Genomic DNA, 13,916 nt, shown 5'->3' on the forward strand with positions numbered 1-13,916 from the left:
CCGAGTAAAAAAAATGGATCGAATGCTGTATATCGCGATGACTGGGGCCAAACAAACCATGCTGCGTCAGGCCTCGGTTGCCAATAATTTAGCTAATGTGGCTACGCCAGGTTTTAGAGCGGAGCTAACGGCTTTTCGTGCGGTGCCGGTGATTGGTGGTATGGGCGCCCCTAGCAGAGCTTATGTGGTGGAGCAGGGGACTGGCGCTGATTTTACACCGGGGATTATCCAGCAGACTGGGCGATCTTTGGATGTGGCGGTGAATGGGGCGGGTTGGCTGGCGGTGCAAACTCCAACCGGTGAAGCCTATACCCGTAACGGTGGTTTTGAAATTGATGCAGCAGGCTTATTAAAAACCCGCAGTGGCTTGGTAGTGCAGGGCGAAAATGGCCCATTATCTATTCCCGAGAACACCCGCATTACCATTGCAAAAGATGGCACGATTAATGGCTCGCCCTTTGATAATCCGTCGCAGGCAGTAGAAATTGGCCGGCTTAAACTGGTTAATCCACCAGAGCGTGAGTTAGAAAAAGGCAATGATGGTTTGTTTCGCCAAAGAAATGGTGAAGTGGCCCAGGCAGATGTTAGTGTGAAACTGGCTTCAGAATCTTTGGAAGTGAGTAATGTGAATCCGGTAGATCAGTTGGTACATATGATTGGTGCGCAGCGCCAATATGATTTGCAGATTAAAATGATGCAAACCGTAGATCAAAATGCACGCAGCGCCGCGCAGTTGTTGTCATTAAATGGTTGATGATTAAGTTGTTTTTCACAATGCTTATCCGCTAATCGCACATGTAGTTTGTGTTTTTACTGTTTGTGGATAGCGTTATTTATGTCTTATATCAAAAAATACAATAGGAAGTACGCATCATGATGCGCTCGCTGTGGATTGCTAAAACTGGCATGGATGCCATGCAGATGAATGTAGATGTCATCTCGCATAACTTGGCTAACGTCAGCACCAATGGCTTTAAGCGTGAACGCGCGGTGTTTGAAGATTTGCTCTATCAAAATTTACGCCAGCCTGGTGGGTCAACCAGTGCGCAAACCCAGCAACCAACGGGATTGCAGCTTGGTACAGGGGTACGGCCCGTGGCCACGGCCCGTATTCATATGCAGGGTAATTTACAGCTCACTGATGGCCCGCTGGATTTGGCGATTAACGGGCAAGGGTTTTTACAAATTGCTATGCCCGATGGCACCACGGCCTATACCCGTGATGGCTCGTTTCAAGTGGATAGCCAAGGTGCCGTGGTGACCGCCAGTGGCTATGCTTTGCAGCCTGCTTTGCAGGTTCCGCAAGGCACTACAAAACTCACTATTGCTAAAGATGGTACGGTAACCGCGATTGTAAATAATGATGCGGCAGCGCCTGTGCAGTTAGGTAATATCCAACTGGCTACGTTTATTAATCCGCCTGGCTTGCAATCAGTGGGCGAAAATCTTTACTTAGAAACCACGGCTTCTGGTGCGCCAACGGTGGGTACGCCGGGTACAAATGGCTTGGGCGCGCTTAACCAAGGCTATGTAGAAACATCGAATGTGAATGTCACTGAAGAGCTAATCAATATGATTCAAGCGCAGCGCTCGTTTGAAATTAATTCGCGGGCAATTAAAACCTCAGATGAGATGTTGCAAAAGCTCACTCAGTTGTAATGAGGAGATTTAAATGACATTACGCCACAGCGCAGCGGCAATGATTGCCGTACTGCTTGCCGCTTGTACCACACCGCCGTCGGTAGTCACTTTGCCAACCACGGCCAGGCCTGCTCAGCCGGTTGTGGCCAGTATTAATAATGGCTCTATTTTTCAGCCCAATAGTTCGCGATTACTGTTTGAAGAGCGGGTGGCGCGCAATATTGGTGATCTGCTTAATATCACCATCGAAGAAAATCTCGCGGCGGTAAATACCTCCAATAGCAGCAGCAATAAAGCAGGATCCTTGGATTACAGTACGACGGGTAATTTTCCGTTGGTGCCTTGGGATATCGAGCAATACTTCTCGCGCGAAGGAGCGGCGGCGGTTAAGGTGGCGGGAACGAATAAATTTGAGGGCAAGGGTGCGACTAATAGCACCAATACTTTTAAAGGTACGGTTGCTGTGACCGTGATTGATTTACTGGCTAATGGCAATCTGATTGTGGGCGGTGAAAAGCAAGTTGCCGTGAATAATCAAATTAATACCCTGCGTTTTACTGGGGTGGTTAATCCGCTAGATATTAAAGCGGGTAATACGATTTCATCGAATAAGGTGGCCGATGCACGCATCGAGCAGCTGGGTGTGGGCTCGATGGCCGATGCCAATACCATTGGCTGGCTGCAGCGATTTTTCTTAAATGTAATGCCGTTTTAAATAGGTTGTGTATATGTACCGTGTTGCCCTTATCTGCTGTTTTTTGTTTGCTTTAGCGCCTGCGCAGGCTGAAAAGATAAAAGACTTAGTGTCGGTTGCTGGGGTAAGGAATAACCAATTGGTAGGTTATGGCTTGGTGGTGGGCTTGGATGGCAGCGGCGATCAAACCACGCAAACGCCGTTTACCGTGCAATCGGTAGTGAATATGCTGACTAATCTGGGGATTCAAGTCCCAGCGGGCGGCAATATGCAGCTTAAAAACGTTGCTGCGGTAACGGTTACCGCAACCTTGCCGCCTTTTGCTCGGCCGGGGCAGCCGCTGGATGTAACAATTGCTTCGATTGGGAATGCCAAGTCTATTCGCGGTGGCACTTTGCTGATGGCCCCGCTTAAAGGGGCGGATGGGCAGATTTATGCGATGGCACAGGGCAATATTATTGTGGCTGGGGCAGGCGCATCGGCGGGTGGATCAAGCACACAGATTAATCAACTGGCTACAGGGCGTATTCCCGCAGGGGCAACGGTAGAAAAAGCCGTGGCTACCTTATTGGGTAATGGTGAGTATGTTCAGCTTGAATTACTGACAACGGATTTCACCACCGCTAACCGCGTTGTGAATGCTGTGAATTCTCAGTTCTCAGGTACGGCTGTGGCTTTGGATGGCAGAGTAATCCAAGTGCGCGCACCGCAAGATAATAATTTGCGCGTGGCTTTTTTATCCCGTTTAGAAAATATTGACGTCATCCCCGCAGAATCAAGCCCTAAGGTGATTATCAATGCGCGTACTGGCTCAATTGTGATGAATCAGGCTGTTAAGCTTGATAGCTGCGCCATCGCACACGGCAACTTAACTGTAACCATTACGGCAGATAACGCCGTTTCCCAGCCTGATCCGCTCGCTGGGGGTAAAACCACTAAAGTGCAAAATGCCGATATTCAAATTAAAGCGGATAAAGGCCCAATTGTGCGTTTGCCTAAGTCCAGTACGTTGCGAGATGTAGTACGTGCTTTAAACGCTGTAGGCGCAACGCCGCAGGATTTATTGGCTATTTTGCAAGCCATGAAGGCTGCAGGCGCTTTAAAGGCTGAGCTAGAAGTGATTTGATGGCGGATCAATTGTCCTTACTCCTGACTTGATTAAGGAATGTATTGAAGTACACTTGCCCGACTCCCGACTCCCGACTCCCGACTCCCGACTCCCGACTCCCGACTCCCGACTCCCGACTCCCTTTATCCCCCGGCATGCTTATTGCTTAATACTTGCTTAACCTTTTATATAAGCGCCGAGCAGGATGATCTCTTCCGCTACTCCTTCCAGTAATGATCTCGCCATTGATGTACGGGGCGTAGATAGCTTACGTCAGCTGGCCCGCAAAGATCCGAGCAAAGCCGCTTTAGAAGTTGCGCGTCAATTTGAGGCTTTATTGACCAATCAAATGCTCAAATCAATGCGTGAAGCCACGCCTAAATACGATGAGATGGAATCAGGCACGGCGGATATGTTTCGCGGTATGCATGATCAACAGCTCTCGCAAATGTGGTCTAAGCACGGTGGTGTAGGTTTTGCTGAATCCATTGTGCGGCAAATCGAATTGCAGCGTGATCCTTCGCTCTACCAAAAACCATCGCGTGCTTTGCTCAATGATTTACCAGCGGCAAAAGCGGCCGAGGTTTCGGCAAAAGATGCCGGATCGGGTGATTCGTTTGTCGCAAAGCAGGTGGGTAATGCCAGTGCCGCATCCGCCGCTTTAGGCGTATCTGCGCATGTTTTGGTGGCCCACGCGGCGTTGGAATCGGGTTGGGGTAAAAAGCCGATTCGGGATGCTGTAGGTGCGGATAGCCATAATCTCTTTGGCATCAAGGCAACTAAAGATTGGAAAGGTAAAACCACAGATATCACCACCACTGAGTTTATTGGTGGGCGGGCTCAAAAGCGGGTAGAGAGCTTTAGAGTGTATGACTCTTATGCAGAAAGCTTTAATGATTACGCAAGCTTAATCAAGCGTCGCTACACCGAGGCGATGGGCCAAGGGAGTAATGCGCAGGGCTTTGCAAAGGCTTTGCAAACAGGTGGCTACGCTACAGACCCACAGTATGCGAATAAATTGACGCAAGTTGCTGAGCAATTACGGCGTCAATTAGCTTAGTTGAGTTGATGTATTAAATAAGTGGTGGCAGATAGGCTTTTTTATTCCGCCTTCAAGTATTGGCCGTTTGTGCCGATAAATAGTAGCAAAGGAGTTGCATCATGGGAGCCAGTGTTTTTGGTATCGGTCTAAGTGGCCTAAACGCGGCAAGCTTAGGCTTGAGTACAGCAGGGCATAATATTGCCAATGCCAATACTCCAGGCTATTCCCGCCAAAGCGTGAAGCAAAGTGCACCTTACCCTCAATATACGGGTAACGGTTTTACTGGGCTTGGCGTGCGCGTGGATACCGTGCAGCGCTCTTATGATGAGTTTTTAACTAAGCAAGTTCAAACATCCACCTCTCAAGATAGCTATTACGGTACTTATCTTGCCGAAATTAAGCAGCTCGATAATTTAGTGGCCGATCCTGCTGCTGGGGTATCACCGGTGCTGCAATCGTTTTTTAGTGCGGTTCAAGGGATGGCCACCAATCCCGCGTCTTTGCCTGCTCGTCAATCTTTAATGAGTAATGCTCAAGGCTTGGTGAATCGATTTCAAGTGTTTGATCAGCGGCTTTCTGAAATGCGTGCAGGCGTGAATGGTAATTTAGTCAGCGCTGCTGACCATGTCGCAGCATTATCTAAACAAATTGCCCAAATTAATGGCCAAATTGCCATTTCGACCAGCGGTGGGCAATTGCCAAATGATTTGCTAGATCAGCGCGATCAAATGGTATTGGATTTAAATACGCTAGTAAAAGCCACTTCTATTAAACAAAGTGATGGCACGATCAATGTGTTTATTGGCAATGGTCAAAACTTAGTGGTAGGTGGCACGGCGTATTCTATTGCGGCAAAGCCTTCGATTAGTGATCCACAACGGCTTTCGATTGTATATACCCAAGGCGCGATTGATGCCGAGATCCCTGAAACCATGCTTACGGGAGGGCAGTTAGGTGGGCTGCTAGAGTATCGCAGCAAAACATTAGATTTAGCACAAAACTCAATTGAGCGTATGGCGATGGTGCTAGGGCAAACATTTAATGCCCAGATGCGCCAAGGTCAAGATTTGTACGGCAATATGGGTACAAACTTTTTTGATTATGAGCAGAGTAGTGTGTCACTAAACCATACGGTTGCAGGCGTGAGCACAGCATTTGCAAGTGTTAGCCTGCCAACGGGCGTAAAGAGTGTGGCGAGTGATTATTCGCTTAGCTACAATCCACTCTCTCTTGGAACTGAGTATATCGTGACGCGTTTATCAGATGGCGTGGCGAATAGTGTGAGCGCTGCAGCAATGGAAACGAGTCCCGGTACCTCTGTTTTGGGTTTGACTTGGAATGTGGTGACTGGTTCTATGGCTGCAGGAGAAATGGTGGGGGTCAGCATGCCGCCAGTGGTGGGAAATGTGCTTTCCAATCGCAATAACACCGTGCAAGCGCTGCCCCCTTTATTGGGAGGCTATATCGAGGATGTAAGCAAAGTTCAGGCTAGTGATTACGAAGTATTTTACGATGGCACTGATTACCAAGTGACACGACAATCAGATGGCCAGCTCACTAGAATTACAGGTGGAGTGGGGGGGCAATTTGCCAATAATGCTAATTCTATTGTCGTAGACGGTTTACGTTTAAGTTTTTCACAAGGCGCAGCAATGCCGGGTGATCGGTTTACAGTGCAGCCGTACGCGGGCTTTAGCCGTGGTTTAAGTATTAAGCCGACAGATCCACGTGCCATTGCTGCGGGTGTGCCGATTATTTCTAATACGCAACGTACGAATACTGGTACCGGTAAAATAAGCCAAGTATCAGTGGATGCGGCATCAACCATTACGACGCAATCAGCAGTTAATCCCGCCTTAAAAAATCCAGTAACGATTAATTTTACAACGCCTACGACTTATACCTTGACCGATGGCGCAACAACATCTGCACCGATAGGCTTTGTAGCTGGCCAGTTGATTTCTTTTAATGGCTGGAGTGTAAAAATTGATGGGCAACCAGCAACGGGCGATAAATTTTCTATTGATCCTGGTACTTCGCAGGATGCTGATGGCCGTAATGCCTTGAAATTGGGTGAACTACAATCGCGTAAAATGATTGATGGTGGTAAATCTAATTACCAAGAGGCTTATGGGCAGATGGTTGCGGTGATTGGCGCAAAAACCAATGAAGTGACTATCATGTCAACCGCACAAACTGAGGTGCTTAAACAGGCTGAGATTTCGCGTGATTCGGTTTCTGCGGTGAATTTGGATGAAGAAGCCGCAAATTTATTGCGCTATCAGCAGGCCTATCAAGCATCCAGTAAAGTGATTCAAATTGCACAACAAGCGTTTGATGCCATTGTGCGAATTGGTGGCTAATAGGTGTTTCACCCCTATTGCCCAGTATTTATAAGGAATAAACAGCATGCGTATCGCCACTACGACCATTTATAAACAAGGCGCGGCAGAGTTACAGCGTCATTCTAGCGTGCAAGCGAAGCTGCAAAATCAATTGTCGACTGGTCGCCGTGTGCTGACGCCGGCTGATGATCCTATTTCCTCGGCAAAAATATTAGATGTAACTCAAGCTCAAGAGCTCAATAAGCAATATGCCGTGAATAGCCAAACGGCTGATTCGGCAATGCGCCTTTCTGAATCAACTTTGCATCAAGTTACTGAGTTACTGCACGATATTTACTCTTTGGCGGTAAGCGCGGGCAATCCTTCGCAAACTGTGGCAGAAAAAAAGCTTATTGATACTCAGCTGCAGGGCCAATACAAGGAAATGATGAGCCTTGCCAATGCAACGGATGGTGTGGGCGCTTATTTGTTTTCTGGCTTTAAGGGTTCAACTCAGCCTTTTAGTGAAACCTCCTTTGGTAATGTGACTTACTCAGGGGATGATGGGCAGCGTTTGATGCAAATATCTGGCTCTAGGCAGATTCCCGTTTCTGAATCGGGTTATCAAATTTTTCAAGCAGGCCGTACCGGCAATGGCAGCTTTGTAAGCTCCGCCAATAGTGTGGCTCCGGGTAATAGCGGTAGCGGTATTGTAAGCCCTGGTGAAGTGGTTGATGTCACCAAGTGGAATAATCCTGCTCATTCTCAGAAATTTAAGCTTGAGTTTCAATCGGTAGATGACCCCGCTAATCCAGGTAAGCCGGTTATTTCTTATGACCTGATTGATAATCAGCCGATGCTCGCCGATGGGGTGACTGCAAACACTAATTTTAATAAATCATTAGTGGATGGGTATGATTATACGGCGGGTGTAAGGCCAGTCATTCCTGGTACGCTAAATAATTACCCGCGCCCTTATGTGCCAGGCGGCGATATTCAGTTTAAAAATCTGGCGACCGACCCAGTGGGAATCCCGCCGGTTGCTGCTTGGGATTACGGTATCAAAATGAATGTAACAGGGCAGCCAAGTACGGTGATTGGCCCCTTGGGAGCAAGTGCCACCCCAACAGGGATTGTTTCTAGTGGCGTATTAGATTCATTTAACGTTGATCCAAGCCGAAATAACGGTGATATTTTTCAAACCATGAAGGTCTTTTCTGATGCATTGAATAACTATCAGACCAGTCCAACAGGGATGGCTAATTTTCATAATCAACTTAATGCTGTTTTGCAAAATACCAGTAATATGTTGACAAATGTACTGAGCTCAAATGGTAGCTTTGGGGCCAAGATGGTTGAAACGCAATCTGTACAAGACACCAATGGCGATTTAAAAGTGCAGTACGGGCAAACCTTGTCGCAATTACAGGATTTGGATTACTCCATTGCATTGAGTGATTTCTCCTTAACGCAGACCTTGCTTGAGGCATCGCGAAAATCTTTCTCCCAAGTGCAAGGTTTAAGTTTATTTCAGTACATTAACTAGCAGCCTGTCGGACTTAAGCGATCGTGGCGAGGGAAAGACCGGTTTGAGACAGATTTCGTGGGTTTTTGAGGCGAATAGCTGGCTATTCAACGAGAAAATGCGTGAAATATGGCCAAATCCGGCTTTTCCGTAGTAGATCAGTCTTAAGTCCGACAGGCTGCTAGTATTATGAGTAATGAAGCGGCCATTATTTTGGCCGTTTTTTTTGTGGGCAAGCTGGGTTTGGTCGACTCCTGTATTATTCGGCTTATGGCTAAAATTCGATCTACTTTTATTTGTCAGCTTTGCGGCACAGCATCGCCCAAATGGCAGGGGCAATGTCCAGGTTGTGGCGAGTGGAATACGCTGCAAGAAGGTGTGGCAGAGGCCGCATCCAGTACGCGTTTTCAATCTTTGGCTGCTGATGGGGCAATCCACCAGCTAAGCGATGTAGAAGCGGCAGAAATCCCCCGCATCCCTACCGGTATGGCGGAGCTTGATCGTGTGCTAGGCGGTGGCTTAGTGCCGGGTGGCGTGGTGTTGATTGGTGGCGATCCAGGGATCGGCAAATCAACGCTACTCTTGCAGGCGATGACGCTGCTGGCGGCGGCAAGAGCGGTTTTGTATGTATCGGGGGAAGAATCGCCACAGCAGATTGCTTTGCGGGCTAAACGCCTAGGTTTGCCCGCTGGCAAAGTGGCTTTGTATGCCGAAATTGGCTTAGAAAAAATTTTAGCTGCCCTAGAAAAAGTTGGCCCCCAAGTGGCTGTAATTGATTCGATCCAAACCGTTTATTCTGAGGCTTTAACCTCTGCGCCAGGTAGCGTAGCCCAAGTTAGAGAATGCGCAGCCCAGCTTACGCGTTACGCAAAGCGTACCGGCACAACTATTTTCTTGGTTGGCCACGTCACCAAAGATGGTGCCATTGCTGGCCCGCGCGTGCTTGAGCATATTGTTGATGCGGTATTGTATTTTGAGGGCGATACGCATTCTAGTTTTAGACTAATCCGAGCCATTAAAAACCGCTTTGGAGCGGTCAATGAGCTAGGCGTGTTTGCTATGACGGATAAAGGCTTGCGTGAAGTTTCAAATCCTTCGGCGCTGTTTTTATCCCAGCATAAAGAGCCGGTGCCAGGTAGTTGTGTGCTGGTAACGCAAGAGGGCACACGGCCGTTACTGGTGGAGATTCAAGCCTTGGTGGATGATGCACACTCACCTCAGCCTAAGCGCTTGGCTGTTGGGGTGGAGCAAAATCGCTTGGCTTTACTGCTTGCTGTGTTGCATCGCCATGCGGGGATTGCTGCATTTGATCAAGATGTGTTTATTAATGCTGTAGGCGGGGTGCGTATCGCTGAGCCTGCGGCAGATTTGGCTGTTTTATTGGCGATTGTTTCCTCGCTAAAAAATCGGCCATTGCCAGAAAAATTAGTGGTGTTTGGTGAGGTGGGGTTGGCTGGTGAAGTGAGGCCCGTGCAACGTGGACAAGAGCGCCTGCGCGAGGCTGCTAAATTGGGTTTTACCCATGCCATTATTCCTAAAGGTAATCGTCCGCGCCAAGCCATTGAAGGCATGACCGTGACCTTGGTTGATCGTTTGGATGAGGCCGTTAGCGCGGCAATGTAAGTTTTCTAGTACAATGGGCTTGAAAAATAAGCGTACGGCCCACATCAATAAAACATTGCTGGCTGCTTCATCCTTCGTCTAGGATTTGATAAGCCAATTGATTACCCCCATGCTGGAGATTTAATATGAGTGAACATATCGCACAGGTAACAGATGCCTCTTTTGATGTTGATGTTTTGCAAGCAAAAGGCCCTGTTTTAGTTGATTACTGGGCTGAATGGTGCGGTCCGTGCAAAATGATTACTCCTATTTTGGAAGAAGTGGGTGCTGAATACGCTGGGCGTTTGAAAGTAGCTAAGCTTAATATCGACGACAACCAAGCTACACCGCCTAAGTATGGCATTCGCGGTATCCCTACACTAATGTTGTTTGTGAACGGCGCAGTGAAGGCAACTAAGGTTGGTGCGTTGTCAAAATCACAATTAACTGCATTTATTGATAGTAATATTTGACAGTACTAGTTAAACCCGTATAGGCTAGTATTAATTCAACTGGGTCAGCCGGATATTCTTTTCGACCAGCCCAGTCTCTAACTCTAATTTTCCCTTCCCGATTTATTCAAGCGCGCCCTCCTATGCACCTGTCTGATTTAAAACACCTCCACGTTTCCGAACTTGTTGATATGGCTACGTCTTGCGAGATTGACGGTGCAAACCGGCTGCGTAAGCAAGATCTGGTTTTTGCCATATTAAAAACAAAAGCCAAGAAAGGCGAAAACATTTATGGCGATGGAACGCTAGAAGTGTTGCCTGATGGTTTTGGATTCTTGCGAAGCCCCGATACCTCGTATTTGGCTGGCCCTGACGATATTTACGTTAGCCCCAGTCAAATTCGCCGCTTTAACCTGCATACTGGTGACACCATCGATGGCGAAATTCGAACGCCTAAGGATGGTGAGCGCTATTTTGCTCTAGTTAAAGTTGATAAAGTAAATGGTGAATCGCCTGAAAATGCTAAGCATAAAATCTTATTTGAAAACTTAACGCCGTTATTTCCAAATAAGCGCTTGCATCTTGAGCGCGATATCCGCGCCGAAGAAAACGTCACCGGCCGCATCATTGATTTGATCGCACCTATCGGTAAAGGGCAGCGCGCACTCTTAGTTGCACCGCCAAAAACCGGTAAAACCGTGATGTTGCAGCATATTGCTCACGCTATTAGTGCCAATCACCCAGAAGTCATGCTGATTGTGCTCTTGATTGATGAGCGCCCTGAAGAAGTAACCGAAATGCAGCGCTCAGTGAAGGGTGAAGTGGTTTCTTCCACCTTTGATGAGCCAGCAACTCGCCACGTACAAGTGGCTGAGATGGTTATCGAAAAGGCCAAGCGCCTTGTTGAGCACAAAAAAGACGTGGTGATTCTGCTGGATTCGATTACCCGTCTGGCTCGCGCCTACAATACCGTAGTGCCCGCTTCTGGCAAGGTATTAACGGGGGGTGTGGATGCAAATGCATTGCAGCGTCCTAAGCGCTTCTTTGGCGCGGCACGTAATATTGAAGAGGGCGGTAGTTTAACGATTATTGCCACGGCGCTGATCGATACCGGCAGCCGTATGGATGATGTGATTTATGAAGAATTCAAGGGTACGGGTAATAATGAAATCCACCTTGATCGTCGTATGGCAGAAAAACGCACTTATCCAGCGCTCAATGTAAATCGCTCCGGTACACGTCGTGAAGAATTGCTGATTCAGCAAGATCAATTGCAAAAGATTTGGGTGTTGCGCAAATTACTTTATCCAATGGATGATTTGGATGCGATGGAATTCTTATTAGATAAAATCAAAGGCACCAAAAATAATATGGATTTCTTTGATTCGATGCGTCGATAATTACAAAAGCGCAGCTTGTTCAAATTGCGCTTTTGTGCGATCATCTCGTTTTTATGGCTAGTGTTGGCACAACCCCAGCACGCTAACAAGGGAAGTAAAATGAAAGACGGCATTCATCCAGAATATAAAGAAGTGGTATTTCACGACACAGCTGCTGATTTCAAATTTATCAGCCGTTCTACTCTGACTGCTAAACAAACTATTGTTTGGACAGACGGTAAAGAGTACCCGCTGGTTAAGTTGGATATCTCTTCAGAATCACATCCGTTCTACACTGGCAAGCAAAAGATTGTGGACACTGCCGGTCGTATCGACAAGTTCCGTCAGAAATACAGCATGTACGGCAGCAAGGAATAATTGTTCCTGCGCAGTATCTGAAAAAGGCAGCCGCAAGCTGCCTTTTTTGCATTTAAAAATTAGTTTTTAAAAATCCGGTAAAAACAACCGGGCTACCTTGGGCCTTGGGTAAACACCATGCTGACTTATATTCCTCCTGCAGAGCGGGAACCCCTGTCTGTTGGGGCAGAAAAGCCTTGGCTACTCCTGCTTCTGTGTCTGGTTTGGCTTGTACCAGGCTTGATCGGTCATGATCCTTGGAAGCCAGATGAAGTTGAAACTGCTGCAGTTATTCAGCGCTTTATGCAGGGTGCTTATTGGTCTATCCCACAATATGCAGGCCAGCCTTATTTAGAAAGCGCTCCCTTGTATTATTGGGCTGCTGCTTTGTTTGCTTGGCCTTTACAAAAACTAGGAATGGCCGTGCATGATGCCGCCCGTTTAACGACGGGTATTTGGATGGCGCTAGCACTTTGGGGCTTGGGCTTGGCTGGGCGTGAGCTATATGGCCGCCGTTATGGCCGTGTTGCTGTAATCACCATGATTGGTTGTATTGGTTTGATTATTTGGGGGCATCATCTATCACCTCAGATTTTGGTCTTGGCAGGTTTTTCTTGGCACGCATATGGGCTCGCCTATGCACTACGCCAGCCGCTAAAGGCTGGGTTTATTCTAGGGCTGGCATGGTTGCTATTATTGCTAGGGGGAAATTGGGCTGAATTTATCTTGGCATTAAGCTCAGCCTTGCTTTTATTTCTATTTAAGCCTTGGCGAAGTACTTCTTATGCAGTGAGTATTCTTTGCGCTTTAGTGATTGCTGTTCCGCTAAGTGCAATTTGGCCCATTGATCTTTATCAGCATGCGCGGCCTGTATTTGATTTGTGGCTTGGGAAATATGCTTTAGGCCCATTTGGTGGCTTATCTGATTTCAAAGCATTTCATGCGTTTGGTTTTTTCTTTTCTATTGTGCTTTGGTTTGCATGGCCAGCATTGCCTTTGGCCGTGTGGGGGATATGGGCGAATCGTCATCAGCTAAACCAGCCTAAGATGCTGTTGCCAAGTGTGTTGCTGCTTATGCACGTGCTTTGGTTTGTGATAGCGGGGGACGCGCGTGAATCGCATGCTTTGATCGTGTTATTGCCACTCTCTATCTTGGCTGCTAGTGGAGTGGATGATTTACGCCGTGGTGCAGCTCAAGCCCTGAACTGGTTTGGTTTAATGACTTTTGGCCTCTTTGCAGGTCTGCTGTGGCTGGGGTGGCTTGCCGTGCATACCGGCATACCAACGGGTATGGCTAGAGCGCTGAAGGAGGCAAGCCCTGCTTATCAAGTACAATGGAGCTGGCTAGGCATCGTATTTGCGCTTTGCTTGACCGGGATTTGGTGTGTTGTGATTTCGCGCAAACGCCCACCAGGGCGCTTAGCGGTTACCAATTGGGCTTGTGGCGTAACCTTGATTTGGGGGGTGTTAATTAGCCTCTGGCAGCCATGGTTAGACGCATCAAAAAGCTATCGAGCCGTATCTTATTCTTTGCGAGATGCCATGCGAGGGCAAACCTCATGCATTGATGGGCGCAATATTCCATCTGCACCACTGGCTTCTTTTGAGTATTTTGCAGGGATTACCCTTGCACAGGGAAGTAAGGCTGAAGCATGCCATTTGAAAATGACGCTGGGTGGGGAGTCTTTTGGTAGTGCAGTGGTATGGCGTGGCAACCGCGCGGGCGAACATAAAGAGTCGTTTGCATTGATTGAGGTTCAGCCGTAAAAAAGATCGTTTACTTTATGTAAGC

At 47.7% G+C, this 13,916-nt stretch carries 12 protein-coding genes; all 12 read left to right on the forward strand.

All coding sequences use genetic code 11. The features are described 5' to 3' along the window. Positions 1-13 precede the first annotated feature (13 nt). The 12 genes from flgF (at position 14) to C1H71_RS14825 (ending at position 13,891) form a co-directional block, all read left to right on the forward strand. The gene (gene flgF, locus C1H71_RS14770) at positions 14-754 is read left to right on the forward strand and encodes a flagellar basal-body rod protein FlgF (RefSeq protein ID WP_130107230.1); all 741 of its coding nucleotides are present in this window, start codon (positions 14-16) and stop codon (positions 752-754) included. Between the two features lie 119 nt (positions 755-873). Then, entirely contained in the window at positions 874-1,659 is a 786-nt protein-coding gene (gene flgG, locus C1H71_RS14775) for a flagellar basal-body rod protein FlgG (protein ID WP_130107231.1), read from the forward strand. Positions 1,660-1,672: 13 nt separating this feature from the next. After that, positions 1,673-2,356: a flagellar basal body L-ring protein FlgH gene (locus tag C1H71_RS14780; RefSeq protein WP_262488304.1), complete on the forward strand. Its 684-nt coding sequence runs from the start codon at positions 1,673-1,675 to the stop codon at positions 2,354-2,356. Between the two features lie 13 nt (positions 2,357-2,369). Continuing rightward, the gene (locus tag C1H71_RS14785; RefSeq protein ID WP_130107232.1) at positions 2,370-3,461 is read left to right on the forward strand and encodes a flagellar basal body P-ring protein FlgI; all 1,092 of its coding nucleotides are present in this window, start codon (positions 2,370-2,372) and stop codon (positions 3,459-3,461) included. A gap of 187 nt (positions 3,462-3,648) precedes the next feature. Then, positions 3,649-4,503 carry a flagellar assembly peptidoglycan hydrolase FlgJ gene (gene flgJ / locus C1H71_RS14790; RefSeq protein ID WP_130107233.1) on the forward strand — a complete coding sequence of 285 codons (855 nt, stop codon included), beginning with the start codon at positions 3,649-3,651 and terminating at the stop codon, positions 4,501-4,503. A gap of 101 nt (positions 4,504-4,604) precedes the next feature. Then, positions 4,605-6,848, forward strand: a complete 2,244-nt coding sequence (gene flgK, locus C1H71_RS14795; RefSeq protein ID WP_130107234.1) for a flagellar hook-associated protein FlgK — start codon at positions 4,605-4,607, stop codon at positions 6,846-6,848. Between the two features lie 46 nt (positions 6,849-6,894). Beyond that, positions 6,895-8,355 (forward strand): flagellar hook-associated protein FlgL, encoded by a 1,461-nt coding sequence (gene flgL, locus C1H71_RS14800; RefSeq protein WP_130107235.1) that lies wholly within the window; start codon positions 6,895-6,897, stop codon positions 8,353-8,355. Between the two features lie 249 nt (positions 8,356-8,604). Further along, positions 8,605-9,957: a DNA repair protein RadA gene (gene radA / locus C1H71_RS14805; protein WP_130108246.1), complete on the forward strand. Its 1,353-nt coding sequence runs from the start codon at positions 8,605-8,607 to the stop codon at positions 9,955-9,957. Between the two features lie 125 nt (positions 9,958-10,082). Then, the gene (gene trxA / locus C1H71_RS14810; RefSeq protein WP_130107236.1) at positions 10,083-10,409 is read left to right on the forward strand and encodes a thioredoxin TrxA; all 327 of its coding nucleotides are present in this window, start codon (positions 10,083-10,085) and stop codon (positions 10,407-10,409) included. Positions 10,410-10,531: 122 nt separating this feature from the next. Beyond that, the gene (rho, locus tag C1H71_RS14815; RefSeq protein ID WP_130107237.1) at positions 10,532-11,788 is read left to right on the forward strand and encodes a transcription termination factor Rho; all 1,257 of its coding nucleotides are present in this window, start codon (positions 10,532-10,534) and stop codon (positions 11,786-11,788) included. A gap of 99 nt (positions 11,789-11,887) precedes the next feature. Then, complete coding sequence (locus tag C1H71_RS14820; protein ID WP_130107238.1) at positions 11,888-12,145, forward strand: type B 50S ribosomal protein L31; 258 nt, start codon at positions 11,888-11,890, stop codon at positions 12,143-12,145. 117 nt (positions 12,146-12,262) lie between these two features. Beyond that, positions 12,263-13,891: an ArnT family glycosyltransferase gene (locus C1H71_RS14825; RefSeq protein ID WP_130107239.1), complete on the forward strand. Its 1,629-nt coding sequence runs from the start codon at positions 12,263-12,265 to the stop codon at positions 13,889-13,891. The last annotated feature ends 25 nt before the right edge of the window (positions 13,892-13,916 follow it).

Source organism: Iodobacter fluviatilis (assembly GCF_004194535.1).
Taxonomy (GTDB): domain Bacteria; phylum Pseudomonadota; class Gammaproteobacteria; order Burkholderiales; family Chitinibacteraceae; genus Iodobacter; species Iodobacter fluviatilis_A.